This is a genomic window from Frigoriflavimonas asaccharolytica (genome assembly GCF_013294015.1).
In the GTDB taxonomy this organism is placed as follows: domain Bacteria; phylum Bacteroidota; class Bacteroidia; order Flavobacteriales; family Weeksellaceae; genus Frigoriflavimonas; species Frigoriflavimonas asaccharolytica.
Window position 1 is genome coordinate 1 of sequence record NZ_JABSNO010000018.1, and the last position, 20,634, is coordinate 20,634.

Below are 20,634 nucleotides of genomic sequence, written 5' to 3' on the forward strand. Positions count from 1 at the left end.
GAAATCATGACTAAAATATGCAAGGATTATTACATAAAGATACGTTTTCTTGCAGATATAAACAAACTTTATAACTTCTAAATAACTATTAATCAATTGTTTAAATAGTTTTTAATGGCTGACTAAATACATAAAATGATTGTCATTGTAGATACAAACATTGTTTTTAGTACACTTTTGAACCCTAATTCTTTAATCGGCGAATTGTTGATGAATGTTCAAGATGAAATTACTTTCGTTGCACCTGAATTTTTAATTGATGAAATTGAAAAATACAATGAGAAAATTGAGAAGCATTCCAAACTTAATCAACATTCCATTAATTTATTAAAATCCTCAATTTGGAAAGTCATCAACTTTATGAGTGAAGAAAATATTTTCGAAGAAAATTGGAAAAAAGCGTTTGAATTACTAAAAAATATTGATCCAAAAGACACCCCATTTTTGGCATTGGCTTTACAACTAAATTCTAAAATATGGACCGGTGATAAAAAGCTTATTTCTGGCCTCTAAAAGAAAAATTATCACGATTATTTTTTAGAAACAAAAGATGTAGAGAAAATTTTACTTTGACAAAAATTTTAAAACTTCTTTATTAAAGTCTATCGGATTTTCTGCTTGCGTCCAATGTCCGGCGTTTTTTATTTCTACAATAGTTGAATTGGGAAATTGTTGCTTGATGACAAAATCGTCTTCTGGCAAAATATAATTGGATTTTTCGCCTTTTAGAAACAATGTTTCTCCCGAAAAAATCCCAGCAGTAATTGCATTAGATACAAATTCTTCGTATTTTTCTGTTAAAGTTTTGAGGTTAAATCTCCATTTTAAATTTTTATTTTCATCCCAAAAAAGACTTTTTGCAAGAAAATAAATGACAGATTTTTCTGGAATATATGCAGACAAAACATCTTCTACATCTCCTCTGCTTTTTATATTGGCGAAATCTACGGTATTTAAAGCTTTCAAAATTCCTTGATGATGTGGTGCATACGCTTTTGGCGCTATATCTACTACAATTAATTTTTCCACTTTTTCAGAAAATTTTATGGCAAATTGCATCACGGCTTTTCCACCGAGGGAATGGCCGAGAAGGTTGGCTTTTTCAATATTGTTTGCAGACATATAATTGAGAATATCACTCGCCAAATCGTCATGAGACATATTTTCTGAATGAAAACTTTTGCCATGATTTCTTAAATCCAGCAAATGAACGGGGAAAAATTCACCCATTTCTTTGCCAAAACTTCCCCAATTATCCAGCTTTCCAAACAAGCCGTGAAAAACTAAAAGTGGTGTGGTAGAATTTTGTTCTCCGTATATTTTTGAGTGTAAGATATTGTTCATTGCTATTTACTTTATAATTACCATTTCGCCAATCTCTTCAAATACGCTTGCACCGTATTTTCCATCCCCATATACAACGCCTCAGAAATTAAAGCGTGACCAATGGAAACTTCTAACAGATTGGGGATATTGTCTGCAAAATATTTTAAATTTTCTAAACTTAAATCGTGACCAGCATTAATGCCTAATCCATGTTTTTGGGCTTCTAAAGCTGTTTCTATATACAATTTTATCGCCTCTTCTTTGTTTATAGGATAGTTTGTGGCGTAAGCTTCCGTGTATAATTCTATCCGATCGCAACCAGTTTCTTTGGCAAATTGCACCATTTCTGGGTTTGGATCTAAGAAAATAGAAGTTCGAATTCCAGCATTTTTAAATTCTGCAATCACATTTTGTAAAAATCCTAAATGCTTTTTGCAATCCCAACCAGCATTGGAAGTTATGGCATCTTCGCCATCTGGAACCAAAGTTACTTGCTCTGGTTTTACTTCTAAAACCATATCTATAAACGGACGATGCGGATTCCCTTCTATATTAAATTCAGTTTTTACCAAAGGTTTTAGATCGTACACATCTTTTCTGGTGATGTGTCTTTCATCTGGTCTTGGATGTATGGTAATTCCTTGTGCACCAAATTCTTCCAATTTAATAGCAGCTTCTGTTACACTTGGTAGCAAACCGCCTCTCGCATTTCTAATGGTCGCAATTTTATTAATATTTACACTTAATTTTGTCATTATTTTTAGTTAAAATAAATTTTTAAAAATATTTCTATGCTTTAGAAAGTTGTACAACTTCTAGTTTAAATTCTTTGGAAGCCACCAAAAGATGATCAAAAATATCAGATTGTATGGCTTCATAGTTTTGCCAAACAGAATCATTGGTAAAACAGTAGATTTCTAAAGGCAAACCTTGCGGTGTGCTTTCCATTTGGCGCACCATCATATCTCCGGTTTGGTCTATGTGTTTATTATTTTTGATATAATTGAGGGCATAAATTCTGAACAAACCAATATTCGTTAATTGTTCACCATTCATAATATTCATATTGACGGTAGAATCTTGATTTTCTGGAAAAATATCTGGTCTTTTTTCTTCCATGTATTCTTTTAACAAATTGAGGTGCGATAACTTTTCAAATAAAATTTTATCTACAAATTGGAATGAATTGATGTTAAATACTATAGAACGTTTTATCCTTCTCGTATTTGTTTCGGACATTACTTGTAGATTTTTTATTTCTGTAGATAGCAAATCGTAGGTTGGAATGGTAGAAATAGTTTTATCAAAACAAAGAATTTTTGTGGTTAATAGATTGATATCTTCTATAAAACCTTCTAGATTATATTTTGGAATTCCTATCCAATCTCCTACTTTCAAATTTCTAGATGTAGCAACGTGCAAACCTGTGACGAAACCCAAAATTGTATCTCGGAAAACTAAAACCAAAACGGCTGTTATTGCTCCTAAACTTCCAAGAATAGTTCCGCTTTTTATCCCGAAAATAATACTGATTGCGATGATTGAGAATATAAAAAGTCCAAATATTTTGATCGTTTGTGATACAGCTCTTAAAGCTACAATTCTGTAAAAATCTTTTTTTGTTAAATAATAATATTCTAAAGCTTTCAAAAAACGGAATGTCATGCCTGCAATTACTATTACGACGCCAATATCTACCAATTTATCTAAATAAAGATAGGCAGAAGGTCTTGTATAAAATATAGAAGCAAATGCAAATTTCCCAAAAATTAATGCAATTAAATGTGCAATAGAATTGGTGATTTTTGATTTTTGAATGGCAACCAACATTGGAAATCTTTCTTCATCTACAAAATATTTAAAAGAAAAATATAAGAGAAATTTAAATATAGTATCTATTAAATATATTATGGCTACAAAAATAAGGAATTTGCCTACTACTAAAGATATAGACTGCCATCCATTCGCAACATTATCTATCACGAATGAATGCCACAAATCGCTAATGTCTTGCAAAAAATCTTTTGTTTGTACTAATTCTTCCATTAGTGCAAAATTAACAATAATAAAATCTTTCTAACATTAAAAGAAAGGTTTTAATACTTTTTGTGAAATAAAATTTTTAAAATCACATCTTCAACAAAATTATATTCATTACTTTTAAAAAAAATTAAACCAAAGATGAATACGGAAATTTATATTGTGGTGAGTATTATTTTGTTAATAGCAGGAATGATCGGCACATTTCTACCTGTTTTACCAGGGTTACTACTCAGTTTTGCAGGTTTACTACTATACAAATATGGTGCAGGTGCAAATATTGGAATGATTTGGATATGGATTTTCGGAATTTTAACAGCAATTTCTGCAGTTTTAAATTATGTAATTCCCGCAAAAACCAACAGAAAATATGGCGGAACAAAATGGGGAAGCATCGGTTCTGTAATCGGAACTATTGTGGGAATGTTTTTCATCCCAATACCTTTTGGTTTTCTTATCGGTATGTTTGCAGGGGTTTTCGTCGGGGAATTGCTGCATGATTCCTCAGATAGAAAAAAGGCTTTCAACTCTACAAAAGGTGCTTTGATAGGGTTTTTATACGGAACAGCTTTTAATCTAATGGTTGGATTGGCAATGTTTTTGGTTGTAGTGATAGATATTTTTAAAAACTAAATAATGATGAAACATTTATTCATTGCTGCAATTTCTTATTTACTCATGTTCTCTTGCTCTAGCCAAGTGAAAAAACCTATAGCAAAAACAATAACTGTCGAAAATAATAAAACGCAGAATGAAAATGGTTCTCAAATACAAACTATGTTTAAATTAGATGAAGGTAAAACTCAATTTTTTAAAGATCAAGAAATGAATGTAACTTTTGTGAAAATTGGCGAAGATAGCCGATGTCCGAAAGATGTAAATTGCATTTGGGCAGGAGTTGCTCTTGTAGAATTAAATGTTATGGGAACTTACACCAGACCATCAACAATAAAACTTGCCACAATAGACGACGCAGCAAAAGGATATTCCCGATCCGCTATTTTTAATGGATACAAAATTTCTTTGCAAGAACTAAATCCTTATCCGGAAAATTCTGAAAGCAAAAAAGCAAATAGTGGAAAGAATAATATTACCATTCAAATTTTGAAGATAGCTGAAAGTGAGCTAGAAAACTCAAATACATATTAATTTTACCAATTTATTTCAGATATTTTTTTAGACTTTAAATATTCATTAATTTTTGAAAAAGGTTTGCTGCCGAAAAATCCTTTGTATGATGAAAAAGGAGATGGATGCGGCGATTGAATGATAAAATGCTTTGCTGTATCTATAAGCAAAGCTTTTTTTTGCGCAAATGCACCCCACAAAACAAATACTACATCTTCTTTCTTCTCAGAAACTTCTTTAATAATGAAATCTGTGAAGACAGACCAACCTAAATTTTTGTGAGAATTTGGCGTGTGTGCTCTCACGGTAAGTGTACTATTTAAAAGTAGAACGCCTTGCTTTGCCCAATCTTCCAATTCATTTGTAGTTTTGATAAGCCCTAAATCTGAGGCCAATTCTTTATAAATATTTTGAAGAGAAGGCGGAGTTTTCACCTCATTAGAAACAGAAAAAGACAACCCATTTGCTTGATTTTCATTGTGATAAGGATCTTGACCGATGATCACTACTTTTATATCTTCAAAATCCGTTAATTCTAAAGCTCGGAAAATTTGTCTTTCGGGTGGAAAACACTTCGTAGTATTGTATTCTAATTCCACATTGTTCCACAAATCTTGAAAATATTGAGTTTCCTTGATAGGTGAGAGAATTTCTGTCCAATTCATTTATTGCTAATTTTAATCGTTCACAATTTAAAAAAAATACTTTTATAATTTCAATTTCAGAATTATTAAATTCTAGATTTTAAATTCCTTATATTTGAAATACTTTTTAAATAATATTATGAAACGCTACTTTTCTATTCTTTTAGTTCTAATAACAACATTTTTTTTCGCTCAAATTGAAGACAAAAAATTAGATGATTTAATTAAAAACACTTTGACGACTTTTGATGTTCCTGGAATGTCTGTTGGGATTATTAAAGATGGAAAACTCATCTATGCAAAAGGATTTGGTGTAGCATCATTAACTACAAAAAAACCAATGAACGAAAATACTTTGGTGGGAATTGCTTCTAATTCCAAAGGATTTACGGCAACAGCTTTGGCAATTTTGGTAGATGAAGGAAAATTGAATTGGGAAGATAAAGTTTCTAAATTTATCCCAGAATTTAAAATGTATGACGATTATGCAAGCCAAGAAATTACGATAAAAGATTTACTTACACATCGTGCTGGTTTGGGACTTGGACAAGGAGATTTGATGTTTTTCCCAGAAGGTGGAACTTTGTCTGTGCAAGACATCATCAATAACGTAAAATATTTGAAACCAGACTATTCTTTCCGAGATGGTATGGAATATAATAATGTATTATTCATCGTAGCTGGAGAAGTGATTAAAAGAATTTCTGGAATGGAATGGGCAGATTTCATCGAACAAAAAATCCTGAAACCTGTAGGTATGAATTCAAGTTTTGGAAGCTACAATAGAGCAAAAAACATCAGCAATAAAATAGATGCACATGCACCAATAAACGGAAAATCCGTGCAAGTTCCGCATGATTGGAATGAAACTGCCAATGCAGCAGGTGGAATAATGAGCAATATAACAGATATGGCGATTTGGGCAGATTGCTTGATGAATAATTTCACCACAAAAGATGGTAAAAAATTAGTTTCAGATAAGCAAATTCAACAATTGTGGCAAATACAAAGACCGATAACAGTTGCAACAAAAAATCCGTACGACACTCATTTTTATGGTTATGGTTTAGGTTGGTTTTTGAGTGATGTAAAAGGGCAATTTCAAGTGCAACATACTGGTGGATTGATAGGTACGGTTACACAATTTACACTTTTACCAGATATGAAATTGGGAATTATAGTATTGACGAACCAACAAAGTGGTGCAGCATTTAATACCATTACCAATACCGTAAAAGATTCTTATCTCGGAATAGAAGATAGAAATTGGTTGAAAAATTATGGAGAAAGAATGACTAATTATTTTGCAAAAATGGAGCAAGGAAAGCAGAAAGTATTTGCAGAATCTGCAGCATTTGCGAAAGATGGAAAATTTCCAAAGGAAAACCAATATCTGGGAACTTACAAAGATGCTTGGTTTGGAAATGTAGAACTAAAAAAAGAAAGTAAAACAGTAAGATTTTACAGCAAAACTTCGCCAAGATTGAAAGGGACGCTACTTCCCTATTCTGCAGATTCTTTTATTGTAAATTTTGATGATAAAAGTTATGATGCAGATGTATTTATCACCTTTATATTTGATGAAAAAGGCAATGCAGCATCAGCGAAATTAAAACCAATTTCCGATGTAACCGATTTCAGTTTTGATTTTGAAGATTTAGATTTGGTGAGGGTGAAATAAATATTTTTAAGAAAAATCTTGCCTTCCAATTATGGTAATTATTTCAATTTCGAAACCGATAATATTGTAAAAAATAGTATCAACACCGCGCTTATCAATTGCTTGAGGAAACATAAATGGATTAGACTCTATTTTTTCAAAATTTGAATAAAATTGTTCTAAATATTTATCCGCTTGCAATTCGCCAAATTTGTGAAAACCATTTTGGTAGATTCTAAATAAATCTGCTTTTGCCTCATTTGTTAAATTAAGATTATACATTTCTTATTCTGCCTTTAAATTCTGCTAGCATTTCTTCTTTAGTTTGTTTTTTAGCAATACCACTTTTCAATGCACGATCAATTTTCATTTGCACATATTCATCATACTCTTTATCGGAGCGCGCTTTTTTTATTAAATAGTTCACTACTTCACTTTTGCTGTTAAATTCTTGATCAGCAACTTGCTGTTTCAACCATTCGTCGTTTTTTTCTGCCAATGTGATGCTTTGTCTTGTCATGATATTAAATTTTATGTGGTGTAAATATACACCAATTTTTTTTTGGTAATAATTAAATTGTCAATTTCAAAACCGCAAATAATTCCGTATTTTTGCAATTCATTAAATTACAATTATGTTCAACAATCTACAAGATAAACTAGACAAAGCACTTCACAACATCAAAGGTCGTGGCAAAATTTCTGAAATCAACGTTGCCGAAACCGTAAAAGAAATTCGCCGTGCTTTGGTAGATGCCGATGTAAACTACAAAGTTGCTAAAGACCTAACCAAAAGAGTGCAAGATAAAGCGCTCGGACAAAATGTATTGACGAGTTTGAGTCCAGGACAATTGATGACCAAAATTGTGCATGATGAATTGGTAGAATTAATGGGTTCTACACAAGAAGGCATCAACTTAACTGGAAAACCTACCGTTATTTTGATCGCTGGTTTGCAAGGTTCTGGTAAAACTACTTTTTCTGGAAAATTAGCGAACTATTTAAAAATAAAGAAAAACAAAAAACCACTTTTGGTTGCTTGTGATGTTTATAGGCCTGCTGCAGTAGAACAATTGAGAGTTTTGGGTGGCCAAGTTGGAATTCCTGTTTATACAGAAGAAGGCGCGGTAAATCCAAGCACAATTGCAGAAAATGGGATCAAATTTGCGAAAGAAAATGGGCATGATGTTGTAATTGTAGATACTGCTGGTCGTTTGGCGATTGACGAACAAATGATGAATGAAATAAAAAGCATTCACTACTTCATCAAACCTAATGAAACTCTTTTCGTAGTAGATTCTATGACGGGACAAGATGCGGTAAACACTGCAAAAACCTTCAACGAAGCTTTGAATTTTGATGGAGTTGTACTTACAAAATTAGATGGTGATACGCGAGGTGGAGCTGCATTGACGATACGTTCTGTTGTAGAAAAACCGATAAAATTTATCTCTACTGGAGAAAAAATGGAAGCCTTGGATTTGTTCTATCCAGAAAGAATGGCAGACAGAATCCTTGGAATGGGAGATGTTGTTTCTTTGGTGGAACGTGCTCAAGAGCAATTTGATGAAGAGGAAGCTAAAAAATTACACAAAAAAATAGCCAAAAATGAATTCGGTTTTGATGATTTTCTGAAGCAAATTCAGCAGATTAAAAAAATGGGTAACATGAAGGATTTGATGGGCATGATTCCAGGTGTTGGTAAAGCCATAAAAGATGTAGATATGAACGATGACGCCTTCAAAGGTATAGAAGCGATTATCCATTCTATGACGCCAGATGAAAGACGCAGACCATCAATAATTAACACCCAAAGAAAAGCCAGAATTGCAAAAGGTTGTGGTAAAAAAATCGAAGACGTGAATGCACTCATGAAACAATTTGAACAAATGGGCAAAATGATGAAAATGATGCAAGGACCGCAAGGTAAACAAATGATGGAAATGATGAGCAAAGGAATGCCAAAAATGCCAATGGGTGGCGGAAATTTGTTTGGGAAATAAATTTTGACAAACAATTTAATACTATAAATCTCGAGAAAATTTCTCGGGATTTTTTTTTGCAATACTGCTAATTGCTTGAAGTGAATCTTCTATTCTTTCTCATAACTTGCCACAAAAATAGGATGAGCAAAAACTCATCCTATTATATTACTTTTTGTAAAAATTAGTTTTGTGGATTTTGTCCGTATCTTTCTGGTGCAGGTGGATAGTTTCCTTTGTCGGCTTCTTCTAGTTTAGAAACGGAAATCATTGCAGCCATCATATCATTTAGCATATTGCTTGCAGAAGTTGGCGAATTTGGCAACAATACCAGATTACTTCTATTGTTCGCTCCAATTGCTTGCAAAGTATCGTAATGTTGCGTAACCACAATTAAAGAAGATGCTTCTTGCGAACCAATATTCACCTTATTTAGCATTCTTACAGATTCTTCCAGACCTTTTGCAATTTCACGTCTTTGGTCTGCAATACCTTGTCCTTGTAGTTTTTTAGATTCTGCCTCTGCTTTTGCAACGGCTACAATTCTAATTCTTTGTGCTTCAGATTCGTATTCTGCGGCAGTTTTTTCACGTTCTGCAGCATTAATTCTGTTCATGGCATGTTTCACTTGCTCATCTGGATCTATATCTGTAACCAAAGCTTTGATGATATCATACCCATAACTTTGCATTGCATCTTGCAATTCAGATTTTACAGCGTTTGCAATATCATCTTTTCTCACAAATACATCATCTAATCTTGTTTTTGGAACTTCCGCTCTCACTACATCAAAAACGTAAGAAGTAATTTGATTCTCCGGATTTTCTAATTTGTAATAAGCATCTTTCACATTTGTTCTAACGACTTGGTACTGAACAGAAACCTTCATCTTGACGAAAACATTATCCAAAGTCTTTGTATCGATCATCACATCCAATTGTTGAATTCTCAGATTTAATCTTGCAGAAATTTGATCGATAAACGGAACTTTTAAATGCAATCCAGAATCACAAACTTTTAAAAATTTCCCAAGTCTTTCCACGACTGCAGCAGATTCTTGTTTCACGGTAAAAAAGGAGGCCATTAAAGTAATAAAGCCAAAAAAGGCTACAACACCTAAGAAATACATCATCGTTTTTATTTTAAATATTAGATGGTAAGATACAATTTTAATTCAATATTTCCAGTCTTTTATTGAAGATAATTTGCATTAATTCAAGCTTTAAAAAAAATAAATTTTTGTAAATTGTGCATCAATCAAAATGATAAAAATATGGAAATACAAGAAATGATTTTAGTAATAATCATCGGTGTGATTGCTGGTATTTTAAGTGGACTCTTGGGAATTGGAGGTGCGGTTTTAATAATCCCAGCATTGGTTTTATTTTTAGGATTTTCTCAGCAGACTGCGCAAGGAACTACCTTATTGATGATGGTTCCGCCAATTGGTGCTTTGGCTGCTTTTCAATATTATAAAGAAGGTACAGTAGATTTTAAAATTGCAGGTATTTTGGCAGTTGGCTTTTTAATCGGTGGCTATTTCGGTGGAAAATATGCCAACCACATACCGCAAGAAATATTGAAAAAACTATTTGCAATCTTACTTTTAGTTATCGCCTTGAAAATGCTTTTTCTGGATAAGGCATTTAAATGAGATCCTCTGCAGATAAAAAATTAAAAAAATTCATACTTAAATTTTGGTTTTCCAACCTCATTTTTAGTCTCATTTTGTATATCGGGTTTAGAATTGTGCTCAATAATATTGATACAGAAGAAAGTAATTTTTTTGAATTTATTTTAAAAATTTTAGAATTATTTTTAGACATCTACCTAACTGCACTTTTTTTAGGAGCGATGATGGTTTGTTCTTTCACGTATTTTTTAAACTTAAACAATCAAATTAGAAACAATACTTTCTTTTCTTTATTAACGTTTACGGCAATTCCAATCGCAGTTGTTTTATTTTATTGTATTCAATTCAATATCGATTTTCAAATGGAAGATATCGACGGATTAAGAATGATGAAACCCTACTTTATAGTTGCGTTCATCTATATTCTATTCAGCATTTTTTTATTCATTATTTTCAGAATAAAACTCCGTAAATTTTAATAGAATTACATGGTCATTCCAATTTCAATTCCCTTTATTTTTTTATAAAGATCGGTTGCATAATTATCCGTCATTCCAGAAACGAAATCTATCACGCCCAAAGTTTTTTGATAATCTGTTCCGTTTTGATAATTAAATTGCGCTGGCAAAAGTTTTAAAGCCATTTTATCATAAGACTTCCGAAGGTGATTTTCTTTCAATATAGAAGGTATAAAATGATCTAAAAGCTCATACATAACATTGTATCCAGCATTTTCTATTTCAATAACTGCTTTGTAAGCATAAATATTTTCGATAGAAAATTTCTGAATTTCCTGAAACGCAGGATTTTCTTTTTTAAATAAATCTAAAAGTGGTTTTTCCAAACTTCCATCTAGAATATTTGCAAAATTTTCTTGGTATAATTGAACAGATTTATTGATCAATGCATTAATTACTTTGGCTCGGAGGTAAGATATCCGCTCATTTTTATTGGAAATTAAAGCCATTTTATCTTTTACTCTCGTCAAATTTGCATTCTCAGATTGGATAAGATCTAAAAAAAGATTTTCGCAATCGGAAGTAGAAACGATTCCCAATCTGTGTGCATCTTCCATATCTATTATGTGGTAGCAAATATCATCTGCAGCTTCTACCAACCACACAAAAGGATGTCTTTTAAAAACAATAGGGTTTTCATTTTCTTGCAGAATATTCGTGTTTTTTGCAATTTCTAAAAACGTTTCCTTTTCATTTTGAAAAAACCCAAATTTTTTGCGGTGGATGTGAGATTTATCTTTCGCGATAGCTTCACAAGGATATTTTGCAATACTTGCCAAAGTGGTAAAAGTTAATTGTGTACCACCAAAATCTTTCCCATTTTGTTGATGCGTCAATACCCGAATTGCATTGGCATTCCCTTCAAAATTAACCAAATCTGCCCATTCTTTTTCATTAAATTTGGTGAGCAAATCTGTTTCATTTCTTTCAAAATAACTAGCAATTGCATCTTCACCAGAATGCCCGAAAGCAGGATTTCCCACATCATGGCAAAGGCAAGCCGCAGCTAGAACGTTGCTTAAATTGTGCAAATAAAATTCTTGCGAATCTAGGCTTATATCTTTCTTGCAATGCTCTACAATCCAAGTTCCAATCAAGCTTCCTAAACTTCTACCTACTGAGGAAACCTCTAAAGAATGCGTTAATCTATTGTGCACAAATACACTACCTGGCAAAGGAAAAACCTGTGTTTTATTTTGCAATCTTCTGAAAGCAGAAGAAAAAATAATCCTATCAAAATCGCGTTGAAAATCTGTGCGAGATGCTACAGAAGTAGAATGATTGCCGCTGCGTTGGTTGGTGTAAAGCTGATTAAGATTCATGCTGGCAAATTTAATGAAAATAAAAACGTACATCATATAATATATTCCCTGCTTTATTCTCTACATTGTAAAAAATTTAAATATGAAATTTAATATTAAATTAAACAGCGCAGAAACATTAGAAGAGATAGAGCATTATTGGACGAATGAGGATTATATCCAACTTTTAACTTTGTTTAATTTTCCAGATGCGAAAACCATCCAACCAGAAAATTTGCGAGAAATGCTTTTTATGGCCATCTCTGATTTTGAACCTAATGAAGCCGCAGAAATTGTATTAACCTACAAACTTTCGGAAGATTTGAATGAAGGGCAGATTTCACAAATTTCTAATGATATGCTGCTTGATAAAATCTGCGAAGAATATCCGGAAATTAATCTGCACTATGCTCTTTTCAATATAAATCAATTGCTTTTTAAAGCCTACAATGGTACATTTTTAAATTGCAAAGCGACATTGGTCAATTTTGAAATAGAGAAACCAAGAGACTTTGATGACGAAATAACCAAGGAAATTGTACTAAAATCCTTTAATAATGGACTTTCTGATAGTAATATTATAAAGAGGTTGTTTACTGAAAATATGTCTACAGAAACGAGATTTGAGCAAGCCGAAGATATTTTGTGGGAATTGAATCACAAGGAAGGAAATAATTACACCTTCATCACCTCAGAATATTGGATGAATAAAGATGAAATCATCGCCTCGGAATTTGAGGGTGATTGTTTGATGGCAAAAGTTGAAGAAGAGGAATAATTGAAAATGATTATTAAGATTTAGAAAAAACTTCTATATACCGTAAAAACTTAAATATTTGAAGATTTGCTTTCAAATATTTAAGTTTTTCGGTTTAAATTAAGTACTGCGCTTATCTTTACAAATTATTCTTCAAAATTTTGATGAACAAATAATCGGTGTTTTATTTGGGATGAATTGAATTTTTTAAATAATAAAAGTACTATAGAAAAGCAACATCATAACTTAAAAATAAATTTATAGCAGAAGGTTGGTGCATAACTGGACAACTATTTTCTAAAAAAATCGGAATTTAAGATGCTGGACAAGGAACATTATAGTATAAATTGCCATTAGTTGGTTTAAGAAAAGAAGTAAAAAACAACTATCAATTTATTCCTTTTGCGATTATGAAAACATTTTCTGAAGAAAATACTATTTTGATTCTTGTTGAAAATGGAAACCCCGATAGAGATTTTTTAGAAGGTTAAATAATATTAAAATTATGGAAACAAGTCAAAAATTTAATTATAAATACTGCTTAAAAAGAGTTGCACCTTTATTAACCATTTTTATAATAACTCTGTTATTAATAATTGTAAGCAGCGAAACACATTTAATAAATAATGAAGTAGGTTATTTTATTTCATATCTGAATGATTAGAAATTACATTCTATTCATTAAATATTATGCTGTATGATTAAAAAATTCCAGATTAAAACTAATCTGGAATTTTCTGTTACTTGTAAATGATCTACTGTTGATTTGCAAAACGTACTGGCATTTCCGTCATTGTAGTTCCACCTTTTATTCCAAAATCTAATGTTCTGATTGGGAATGGTATCATGATATCGTTTGCATCGTAAGCAATTTTTATTTTCATAATGGCTTCACTTCTCACTTTAACGTACACACTTTGTTCTGGAGTATTCAGCCAGATTCTTACGGATAAATTGATAGAGCTATCGCCAAATTCTACAAAAAATACGGTAACGTCATCTTCTTGAGAACGTTCTGCGATATCTTTTACGGCATCTAATGTAATTTGTTGCACTTTTGCCAAATCGTCTCCATAGGAAACACCAACGGAAAGATCTAATCTTCTTTTGTTAATGTAAGAATAATTATCTATCGCATTTTGATACACCTCTTTATTAGGAATAATGATGGTTTGCCCTTCAAATGTTTGCAAAACTGTGTCTCGTAAATTTATAGAAATAACTTTTCCCATATAATCTTTCAATTTCACGATGTCTCCTACTTTCAAAGGTTTTCTGAAGGAAATAAAAATACCGGACATAAAATTAGAAGCAATATCTTGAAAAGCAAAAGCCAAGGCTAAACCTAAGATTCCAGCACCAGCCAAAATTGACGTCACCGCTTTATCTAGTTGCAAAATACTTAAAACAGTAAATATTACAATTCCCAAAACCACCATATAAATGACGGAACTGAAGAGATTGTTGAGTGTTATGTTGTGAGAAATTTTACCTATTAATTTTTTTGAAATTCTTCTTACAAATTTTGCAATGTAAAAACCGATAACCAGTACAATTGCTGCTAAAAATATGTTTGGAAGCAATTTTATGAGAGCAGTCCCCCAATTTGTAAGTTTTCCTGTTAATAAATCTGTAATTTGATTGAAATCCATAAATATATTTTAATATCAGACAAAATAATGAATTTTCATTTAAGAAATGTTATAATATTCAACTTTTTAGTTAAAACTTTAAATAAAAATTCCCGTGATGATCATCAAAACGGGAATTAAAAATTTAGATAAATAATAATTTAGTCCATATAGCTTTCAATCGGTTCGCAAGTGCAAACTAAATTTCTATCTCCGTAAGCATCATCTACTCTAGAAACGGATGCGAAGAATTTGTATTCTCTTACCCAATCAAGTGGATATGCAGCTTTTTCTCGGCTATAAGGTTTGTCCCAAGAATCAGAAATTAAAATCTCTTGTGTGTGAGGTGCGTTTGTAAGAACGTTGTCTTCTTTATCCGCATCACCATTGATGATTTCCTCAATTTCTTTTTTAATATTAATTAAAGCTGATGCAAAACGATCCAATTCTTCTTTGCTTTCGCATTCTGTTGGTTCAATCATCATTGTTCCGGCAACTGGGAAACTTACTGTTGGCGCATGATATCCGTAATCCATCAATCTTTTTGCAATATCCGTAACCTCAATTCCGAACTGTTTGAACTGGCGGAAATCTAAGATACATTCATGCGCAACCCTACCATTTTCATTAGCATACAAAATTGGGAAATGCTCTGCGAATATTTCTTTTAAATAATTCGCATTTAAAATTGCATATTCTGTAGATTTTTTCAAACCATAAGAACCCAACATTTTTATATAAGAATAAGAAATATTTAATACCAAAGAAGAACCATAAGGTGCGCCAGAAATAGCTTCCAAAGATTGTGCTCCTCCAATTTTGATGTTAGGATTGCTTGGTAAAAATGGAACCAAATGTGCTGCCACACAGATTGGGCCAACTCCTGGTCCACCTCCACCATGTGGAATTGCGAAAGTTTTGTGTAAATTTAAATGGCAAACATCTGCACCAATCAAACCTGGACTTGTATATCCTACTTGTGCATTCATATTTGCGCCATCCATATAAACTTGGCCACCGTGCTCATGAATTAATGAGGTGATTTCTTTAATATTAGCATCAAAAAAACCATAAGTAGAAGGATATGTAATCATTGCTGCTGCAAGATTTTCACTGTGCAATTCTGCTTTTGCTTGTAAATCTGCAAAGTCTATTCTTCCATTTTCTAAATTTTTCACCACTACTACTTTCATACCTGCCAAAACTGCAGAAGCAGGATTGGTACCATGTGCAGATTGTGGAATTAACACGATATTTCTATGTTTATCTCCTCTAGATTTGTGATATTGACGGATAACCATCAAACCTGCATATTCTCCTTGCGCTCCAGAATTTGGTTGTAAAGAAGTACCCGCAAATCCTGTGATTTCTGCAAGATCTTTTTCTAACTCTTTGATCATTATTTGGTAGCCACCAGCTTGTTCCGTTGGTACAAATGGATGTACACTTCCCCATTCTCCCCAAGAAATTGGCAACATTTGTGTTGCAGCATTTAATTTCATGGTGCAAGAACCGAGGGAAATCATGGAGTGAGTTAAAGATAAATCTTTTTTCTCCAATCTTTTGATGTACCTCATCAATTCCGTCTCTGTGTGGTATTTATTAAAAACTTCATCTTTCAAAATAGCGTCTGTACGCAACATTTCTTGCGGTATAGAATATTCTTCTTTTACTTGAAGTTTAAAACTCTGTTTAGATTTATATTGAGCAAATGACTCTACAAGAAAATCTAATTTTTCTAAAGTACTAGATTCATTTGTAGAAATACTAACGATATCTTCCGAAAAATAATTAAGATTAATGCTTCTCTCACGCATCATTCTCATCAATACATTCTTCTCATCTTCATGCATTCTAATTTTCACGGTATCAAACATTGGTTCTTCTACAACATCAAAACCTAGAGATTTTAAGGCTTGGCTTAGTGAATTTGTTTTATAATGAATTTGATCTGCAATATAATTCAAACCAGTTGGCCCGTGGTAAACACAATACATTCCTGCCATTACAGCTAGAAGAACTTGCGCCGTACAAATATTAGACGTTGCTTTTTCTCTTTTGATGTGCTGCTCTCTCGTTTGCAAAGCCATTCTTAAAGCGCGACCTCCATATCTATCTTTGGTTACACCAATGATTCTACCTGGAATATCTCTTTTGTAAGATTCATGACAAGAGAAAAATGCTGCATGCGGACCACCATATCCCATCGGAATTCCGAATCTTTGGGTAGTTCCTACTGCACAATCTGCTCCCATATCTGCAGGTGATTTTAATTTCACCAAAGCCATAGGATCACAAGCTACTACTACTTGTAAGTTGTGTTCTTTATAATATTTTATATTTTCTGTGTAATCGTAAATCACACCATTTTTACCTGGATATTGAAGCATTACTCCAAAGTAAGAATCATTAAATTGATGAGATTTGTGATTTCCAACAATTACATCAATTCCCAAACCTTCTGCTTTTGTTTTTAAAACGGCAATAGTTTGTGGCAAAACAAGATCTGAAACAAAAAATTTCTGCGCACCCAATTTTCTTTGATCTTTGGTTCTGCTTTCAAAAAACATATGCATAGCCTCTGCAGCTGCAGTAGATTCGTCTAAAAGAGATGCATTTGCTAAAGAAAAACCTGTAAGATTTGCAATAACGGTTTGAAAATTTAATAATGCTTCTAATCTACCTTGTGCAATCTCTGCTTGATATGGTGTGTACGCAGTATACCAAGATGGATTTTCTAATATATTTCTCTTGATTGCGGATGGCAAAATAGTGTTGTGATATCCGAAACCTATATAATTCATGAAATCACCATTTTTTGTAGCCAATTCCTTAGAATGACGAAGCATTTCATATTCAGAAAGTGATTCAGAAATATTCAATTCTTTGTCTGCTCGTATAGAATCTGGGATCGTTTGAGATATAAGCTCTTCTGCACTAGAAACTCCTATTACTTTTAACATTGCTTCTCTATCTGCCTCATTTAGTGGAATATGGCGGTATACAAAATCTACTGTATTCATAAAATTATTTGGTTTGAAAAAATTAGTTAAGAAAAATTCTATCCGTAAAAATACAATAATTTTTAAAAAATAAAGGCTTAAAAAAAACTGATATTTCTCTTGAATTTTAAAAACTCAGCAAAAATCTATTTTTCTCTAAAAATTAAATAGATGGCTAAAGTAAAAGCAAGAAATATCAATAACCCCCAAAATGTAGGATGAATTTTGGGTTGTATTTTTTTCGGTTTTGTCTTTTGAAATAAATCTTCTACTTCTTGACGAAATTCTTCTTTATCCGCAGGGAATATTTGACTTATAGTAAGGGCTTTTACTGCAGTTTTGCCCGTTAAAGAATTATGAGCATGCAAGATTATTTGAAACTTTCCATCTACAAAACCCGTCACTTTGAAAGCTCTCTCTCCAAAAGGTTTTTCTAAACCGAAAGGCAATACTTTTACCACATCTGCATTGGTTGTATTCCATTTTAAAATAATTTCTTCTCCCATTTGCGCACGCACTTTGTTGGAAGTAAAATTTTTAATGGTAGCCGGCAAATTATTTCTATAAGATCTTTCTGAACGGGAAGAATTTGCATCGTAGAAAGTTCTACTGTCTTCTTTTCCCAGAATTTCATAAGCCTCTTTCACTTCTCGAAAACGAAGGGCAAAAAAATCATCATTTTCGTTTTTATCAGGATGATATTTTAAGGAAAGCTTGCGAAAGGCTTTTTTGATGTCTTCCGAAGAAGCATCTCTTTCTACACCAAGAAAATAATAATAATCTTTCAAATTTCAATTTTGCAAGAGCAAATTTAATAAAAATAAAAAGGGAAAACCCGTCCTATTAAAATTTTTGCAGATACTTTGTATTGAAAACTTCAATCTGTTTTTGTATATTCACGAAACAAAGAATCTCTATGAACAGCAACCCAGAATCTGATTTCAAAATTTCTAAAAAGAAGACCACCTATCCTATTAATGAGCCTTTGCTTCAGTATTTGAAGATTTATAGTAGAACTTTTAAATCTCCAATTACTTACGAAGATTTACTACGGTTTACGGATAATTTCCCTATTCTAGACAAAGATGGTAAAGATACACTTTGGGAAGGGGTGATGTACAACTATCATGAAATGAACGAAATTCATGAAAATTTGATAAAAATTTACCAACGTTTAAATTCAGATGGAAACGAAGATGCAATTGCTAACATGGTGGTAGACAGCATAGATTTTTGCACTTTCGGAAATTCTCATCCTTTTAGAATTAAAATCCGCAACCAATTTAATGATAATCACGATTATTTTTACGTAAAAAAAGCCGACGCTTCTAGAATTTACGGGTTGGAATTAGAATACATACTTTCGCCAAACAGAATTAATTTTTTAGTCTATCAAAATACTTTAATTGAAGAGCATATTGCGGGAATTCCTGGCGATCTTTATTTAGAAAAATATTTGAATGAAAATACTGATAGAATTCGGCTTGCAAAAGAGTTCGTGAAATTTAACGAACGTTGTTTTTTGAGACTTTTAGGCGATCAAAGAGCGTATAATTTTGTAATTGTTTTGACGCCGGATTTTGATCAAATGCAATATAGGATCCGAAGTATCGATTTTGATCAGCAAAGCTATGAAGGCAAAATGAACTTATACAAGCCTCAATTTTTTAGAGAAAATTTGGAATATGTGCAACTGGTTGCAAAAAATATAGATGAATCTTCTATACGGCAATACCAAAAAGAAGAAAGATCTTTACTAGCAAAACGCATGTTGGTGGGGAAAAAGAGATTAAATAGATTGATAAAAATAATGAAGAAAGACGAAATTGCACCATACGAAAAGATGGAAACTCTGAAAATGGAAATCTACGACTCTTTGAAAGACAATAGTTTGAAAAACTGTGAATCTATGGGCGATATTGTAGAAGCCATCATCAATTTTACGTTGCGCAATTATCAAGATTCTATAATCGGTAAATAGAACTTATTCTATTATCTGTTCTTCATAATTTTCTACGTAATTTTTGAAATTATTTAAAATGGCAAACCAACCTTTTTTCTGCAAATTATGGGGGTTTTCTTTCTCTGCCTCAAAATTCTGAATCAATTTCACGCTATTTTCAGTTTCATTTTTAAATTTCACATCTACTTTTCTACCATCATCAAGATGATATTTTATGACATCATTAGTAGTAATTTCATCAAAAACACCGGTGAAATTGAAACCAAAATCTTCGTCCTTTGCCTCCATTCTGTAATTAAAAGTGCCTCCTACTTCAAAATTATTTTCTGCATTCGGACAATGCCAATCTTGGCTCGCAAAATACCATTCTTCTATATGATCTCTATCTGTGAAGCACTCCCAAATTAAATCTAGTGGTTTCAAAATTGTGATTTCTACTGTAATATATGACATAAATCTAATTGTAAAATTTAAAAACAAAAGTTCTAAATAACTTTAGAACTTTTATTTTAACTTTGAATTGTAACTGCTAAATAATTATTTCAACGCGTTCAAAGCGTTTTCGTAATTTGGTTCTTGTCCAATTTCTGGAACTTGTTCTGTATACAAAATTTTATTGTTTTCATCTAAAACGATAACGGCTCTGCTCAAAAGACCTTTAAAACCAGAATCCGTAATCTCTACACCAAAATCTTGCCCGAAACTACCACGGAAATCTGATAAATTGGTAACATAATCCAAACCTTCTGCCGCACAAAAACGCTCTAGTGCAAAAGGTAAATCTTTGGATACATTGATGACAACAGTATTTTCTTCATTGCCCACTTTTTCATTAAATGCTCTTGCAGATGCTGCACAAACTCCTGTATCAATGCTTGGGAAAATATTTAAAATTTTCTTTTTTCCAGCAAAATCTTGCATGGTTTTTTCTGTTAAATTTTTATCTACCAAATTAAAATCCATTGCTTCAGATCCAACTTCTGGTAGATTACCGATGGTATTGATCGCGTTTCCGCCTAATGTAATATTTGCCATATTTTACTTTTAAA

23 protein-coding genes are annotated in these 20,634 nt (G+C 32.2%); 10 read left to right on the forward strand and 13 right to left on the reverse strand.

The genetic code is table 11. The features are described 5' to 3' along the window. Positions 1-135: 135 nt before the first annotated feature. A complete protein-coding gene (locus tag HNQ03_RS11210) occupies positions 136-513 on the forward strand; it encodes a PIN domain-containing protein (RefSeq protein ID WP_173779776.1) in 378 nt (125 codons plus the stop codon). 51 nt (positions 514-564) lie between these two features. On the opposite strand, the gene HNQ03_RS11215 is transcribed toward HNQ03_RS11210, so the two are convergent. From HNQ03_RS11215 to HNQ03_RS11225, 3 genes are read right to left on the reverse strand one after another with little or no spacing between them, the layout of a single operon-like run. Then, positions 565-1,344 carry an alpha/beta fold hydrolase gene (locus HNQ03_RS11215; RefSeq protein ID WP_173779777.1) on the reverse strand — a complete coding sequence of 260 codons (780 nt, stop codon included), beginning with the start codon at positions 1,342-1,344 and terminating at the stop codon, positions 565-567. Positions 1,345-1,361: 17 nt separating this feature from the next. Then, positions 1,362-2,081 carry a pyridoxine 5'-phosphate synthase gene (locus tag HNQ03_RS11220; protein WP_173779778.1) on the reverse strand — a complete coding sequence of 240 codons (720 nt, stop codon included), beginning with the start codon at positions 2,079-2,081 and terminating at the stop codon, positions 1,362-1,364. A gap of 34 nt (positions 2,082-2,115) precedes the next feature. Beyond that, entirely contained in the window at positions 2,116-3,372 is a 1,257-nt protein-coding gene (locus tag HNQ03_RS11225; protein WP_173779779.1) for a mechanosensitive ion channel family protein, read from the reverse strand. 135 nt (positions 3,373-3,507) lie between these two features. On the opposite strand from HNQ03_RS11225, the gene HNQ03_RS11230 reads away from it, so the two are divergent. Both HNQ03_RS11230 and HNQ03_RS11235 read left to right on the forward strand, forming a co-directional pair. Beyond that, entirely contained in the window at positions 3,508-3,999 is a 492-nt protein-coding gene (locus HNQ03_RS11230) for a DUF456 domain-containing protein (protein WP_173779780.1), read from the forward strand. 3 nt (positions 4,000-4,002) lie between these two features. Further along, positions 4,003-4,515, forward strand: a complete 513-nt coding sequence (locus tag HNQ03_RS11235; protein WP_173779781.1) for a hypothetical protein — start codon at positions 4,003-4,005, stop codon at positions 4,513-4,515. A gap of 2 nt (positions 4,516-4,517) precedes the next feature. Here HNQ03_RS11235 and HNQ03_RS11240 read toward each other — a convergent pair whose 3' ends face one another. Continuing rightward, entirely contained in the window at positions 4,518-5,159 is a 642-nt protein-coding gene (locus HNQ03_RS11240; RefSeq protein WP_173779782.1) for a uracil-DNA glycosylase, read from the reverse strand. A 118-nt stretch (positions 5,160-5,277) separates the two neighbouring features. Here HNQ03_RS11240 and HNQ03_RS11245 point away from each other — a divergent pair, with 118 nt between their 5' ends. Next, positions 5,278-6,819: a serine hydrolase gene (locus HNQ03_RS11245; protein ID WP_173779783.1), complete on the forward strand. Its 1,542-nt coding sequence runs from the start codon at positions 5,278-5,280 to the stop codon at positions 6,817-6,819. A gap of 6 nt (positions 6,820-6,825) precedes the next feature. Here HNQ03_RS11245 and HNQ03_RS11250 read toward each other — a convergent pair whose 3' ends face one another. Next, positions 6,826-7,080, reverse strand: a complete 255-nt coding sequence (locus HNQ03_RS11250) for a type II toxin-antitoxin system RelE/ParE family toxin (protein ID WP_173779784.1) — start codon at positions 7,078-7,080, stop codon at positions 6,826-6,828. After that, the gene (locus HNQ03_RS11255; protein ID WP_173779785.1) at positions 7,073-7,318 is read right to left on the reverse strand and encodes a ribbon-helix-helix domain-containing protein; all 246 of its coding nucleotides are present in this window, start codon (positions 7,316-7,318) and stop codon (positions 7,073-7,075) included. Before HNQ03_RS11255 ends, HNQ03_RS11250 begins: the two co-directional genes overlap by 8 nt. A gap of 115 nt (positions 7,319-7,433) precedes the next feature. Between HNQ03_RS11255 and ffh the strand changes: the two genes are divergently transcribed. Continuing rightward, entirely contained in the window at positions 7,434-8,801 is a 1,368-nt protein-coding gene (ffh, locus tag HNQ03_RS11260) for a signal recognition particle protein (RefSeq protein WP_173779786.1), read from the forward strand. A 163-nt stretch (positions 8,802-8,964) separates the two neighbouring features. On the opposite strand, the gene HNQ03_RS11265 is transcribed toward ffh, so the two are convergent. Beyond that, positions 8,965-9,909, reverse strand: a complete 945-nt coding sequence (locus tag HNQ03_RS11265) for an SPFH domain-containing protein (RefSeq protein WP_173779843.1) — start codon at positions 9,907-9,909, stop codon at positions 8,965-8,967. A 144-nt stretch (positions 9,910-10,053) separates the two neighbouring features. Between HNQ03_RS11265 and HNQ03_RS11270 the strand changes: the two genes are divergently transcribed. Both HNQ03_RS11270 and HNQ03_RS11275 read left to right on the forward strand, forming a co-directional pair. Further along, positions 10,054-10,434 (forward strand): sulfite exporter TauE/SafE family protein, encoded by a 381-nt coding sequence (locus HNQ03_RS11270; protein WP_194305187.1) that lies wholly within the window; start codon positions 10,054-10,056, stop codon positions 10,432-10,434. Between the two features lie 95 nt (positions 10,435-10,529). Continuing rightward, a complete protein-coding gene (locus tag HNQ03_RS11275; RefSeq protein ID WP_173779787.1) occupies positions 10,530-10,892 on the forward strand; it encodes a hypothetical protein in 363 nt (120 codons plus the stop codon). Positions 10,893-10,897: 5 nt separating this feature from the next. Here the strand turns inward: HNQ03_RS11275 and dgt are convergent, their stop codons facing one another. Further along, positions 10,898-12,253, reverse strand: a complete 1,356-nt coding sequence (gene dgt / locus HNQ03_RS11280; RefSeq protein WP_173779788.1) for a dGTP triphosphohydrolase — start codon at positions 12,251-12,253, stop codon at positions 10,898-10,900. Between the two features lie 82 nt (positions 12,254-12,335). On the opposite strand from dgt, the gene HNQ03_RS11285 reads away from it, so the two are divergent. Further along, positions 12,336-13,010, forward strand: a complete 675-nt coding sequence (locus tag HNQ03_RS11285; RefSeq protein ID WP_173779789.1) for a hypothetical protein — start codon at positions 12,336-12,338, stop codon at positions 13,008-13,010. A gap of 326 nt (positions 13,011-13,336) precedes the next feature. Then, on the forward strand, positions 13,337-13,480 hold the full coding sequence (locus HNQ03_RS11290; RefSeq protein WP_173779790.1) for a hypothetical protein: 144 nt from the start codon (positions 13,337-13,339) through the stop codon (positions 13,478-13,480). A 264-nt stretch (positions 13,481-13,744) separates the two neighbouring features. Here the strand turns inward: HNQ03_RS11290 and HNQ03_RS11295 are convergent, their stop codons facing one another. From HNQ03_RS11295 to HNQ03_RS11305, 3 genes are all read right to left on the reverse strand, one after another. After that, complete coding sequence (locus tag HNQ03_RS11295; protein WP_173779791.1) at positions 13,745-14,641, reverse strand: mechanosensitive ion channel family protein; 897 nt, start codon at positions 14,639-14,641, stop codon at positions 13,745-13,747. Between the two features lie 140 nt (positions 14,642-14,781). Then, positions 14,782-17,643: an aminomethyl-transferring glycine dehydrogenase gene (gene gcvP / locus HNQ03_RS11300; RefSeq protein ID WP_173779792.1), complete on the reverse strand. Its 2,862-nt coding sequence runs from the start codon at positions 17,641-17,643 to the stop codon at positions 14,782-14,784. Between the two features lie 125 nt (positions 17,644-17,768). Next, a complete protein-coding gene (locus HNQ03_RS11305; RefSeq protein WP_173779793.1) occupies positions 17,769-18,410 on the reverse strand; it encodes a J domain-containing protein in 642 nt (213 codons plus the stop codon). A 128-nt stretch (positions 18,411-18,538) separates the two neighbouring features. Between HNQ03_RS11305 and HNQ03_RS11310 the strand changes: the two genes are divergently transcribed. Further along, on the forward strand, positions 18,539-19,603 hold the full coding sequence (locus tag HNQ03_RS11310; RefSeq protein WP_173779794.1) for a hypothetical protein: 1,065 nt from the start codon (positions 18,539-18,541) through the stop codon (positions 19,601-19,603). A gap of 3 nt (positions 19,604-19,606) precedes the next feature. On the opposite strand, the gene HNQ03_RS11315 is transcribed toward HNQ03_RS11310, so the two are convergent. Beyond that, the gene (locus HNQ03_RS11315) at positions 19,607-20,038 is read right to left on the reverse strand and encodes an SRPBCC domain-containing protein (protein ID WP_173779795.1); all 432 of its coding nucleotides are present in this window, start codon (positions 20,036-20,038) and stop codon (positions 19,607-19,609) included. An 84-nt stretch (positions 20,039-20,122) separates the two neighbouring features. After that, positions 20,123-20,620: a thiol peroxidase gene (gene tpx, locus HNQ03_RS11320; RefSeq protein ID WP_173779796.1), complete on the reverse strand. Its 498-nt coding sequence runs from the start codon at positions 20,618-20,620 to the stop codon at positions 20,123-20,125. Between the last annotated feature and the right edge of the window lie 14 nt (positions 20,621-20,634).

Coding starts and splice junctions, on each gene's coding strand:
- HNQ03_RS11315 (WP_173779795.1), bottom strand. CDS start 20,038: ATGTCATATATTACAGTAGAAATCACAATTTTGAAACCACTAGATTTA.
- HNQ03_RS11225 (WP_173779779.1), bottom strand. CDS start 3,372: ATGGAAGAATTAGTACAAACAAAAGATTTTTTGCAAGACATTAGCGAT.
- HNQ03_RS11220 (WP_173779778.1), bottom strand. CDS start 2,081: ATGACAAAATTAAGTGTAAATATTAATAAAATTGCGACCATTAGAAAT.
- HNQ03_RS11310 (WP_173779794.1), top strand. CDS start 18,539: ATGAACAGCAACCCAGAATCTGATTTCAAAATTTCTAAAAAGAAGACC.
- HNQ03_RS11210 (WP_173779776.1), top strand. CDS start 136: ATGATTGTCATTGTAGATACAAACATTGTTTTTAGTACACTTTTGAAC.
- gcvP (WP_173779792.1), bottom strand. CDS start 17,643: ATGAATACAGTAGATTTTGTATACCGCCATATTCCACTAAATGAGGCA.
- HNQ03_RS11265 (WP_173779843.1), bottom strand. CDS start 9,909: ATGTATTTCTTAGGTGTTGTAGCCTTTTTTGGCTTTATTACTTTAATG.
- tpx (WP_173779796.1), bottom strand. CDS start 20,620: ATGGCAAATATTACATTAGGCGGAAACGCGATCAATACCATCGGTAAT.
- HNQ03_RS11270 (WP_194305187.1), top strand. CDS start 10,054: ATGGAAATACAAGAAATGATTTTAGTAATAATCATCGGTGTGATTGCT.
- HNQ03_RS11285 (WP_173779789.1), top strand. CDS start 12,336: ATGAAATTTAATATTAAATTAAACAGCGCAGAAACATTAGAAGAGATA.
- HNQ03_RS11240 (WP_173779782.1), bottom strand. CDS start 5,159: ATGAATTGGACAGAAATTCTCTCACCTATCAAGGAAACTCAATATTTT.
- HNQ03_RS11215 (WP_173779777.1), bottom strand. CDS start 1,344: ATGAACAATATCTTACACTCAAAAATATACGGAGAACAAAATTCTACC.
- ffh (WP_173779786.1), top strand. CDS start 7,434: ATGTTCAACAATCTACAAGATAAACTAGACAAAGCACTTCACAACATC.
- HNQ03_RS11255 (WP_173779785.1), bottom strand. CDS start 7,318: ATGACAAGACAAAGCATCACATTGGCAGAAAAAAACGACGAATGGTTG.
- HNQ03_RS11230 (WP_173779780.1), top strand. CDS start 3,508: ATGAATACGGAAATTTATATTGTGGTGAGTATTATTTTGTTAATAGCA.
- HNQ03_RS11235 (WP_173779781.1), top strand. CDS start 4,003: ATGATGAAACATTTATTCATTGCTGCAATTTCTTATTTACTCATGTTC.
- HNQ03_RS11250 (WP_173779784.1), bottom strand. CDS start 7,080: ATGTATAATCTTAATTTAACAAATGAGGCAAAAGCAGATTTATTTAGA.
- HNQ03_RS11295 (WP_173779791.1), bottom strand. CDS start 14,641: ATGGATTTCAATCAAATTACAGATTTATTAACAGGAAAACTTACAAAT.
- HNQ03_RS11245 (WP_173779783.1), top strand. CDS start 5,278: ATGAAACGCTACTTTTCTATTCTTTTAGTTCTAATAACAACATTTTTT.
- dgt (WP_173779788.1), bottom strand. CDS start 12,253: ATGAATCTTAATCAGCTTTACACCAACCAACGCAGCGGCAATCATTCT.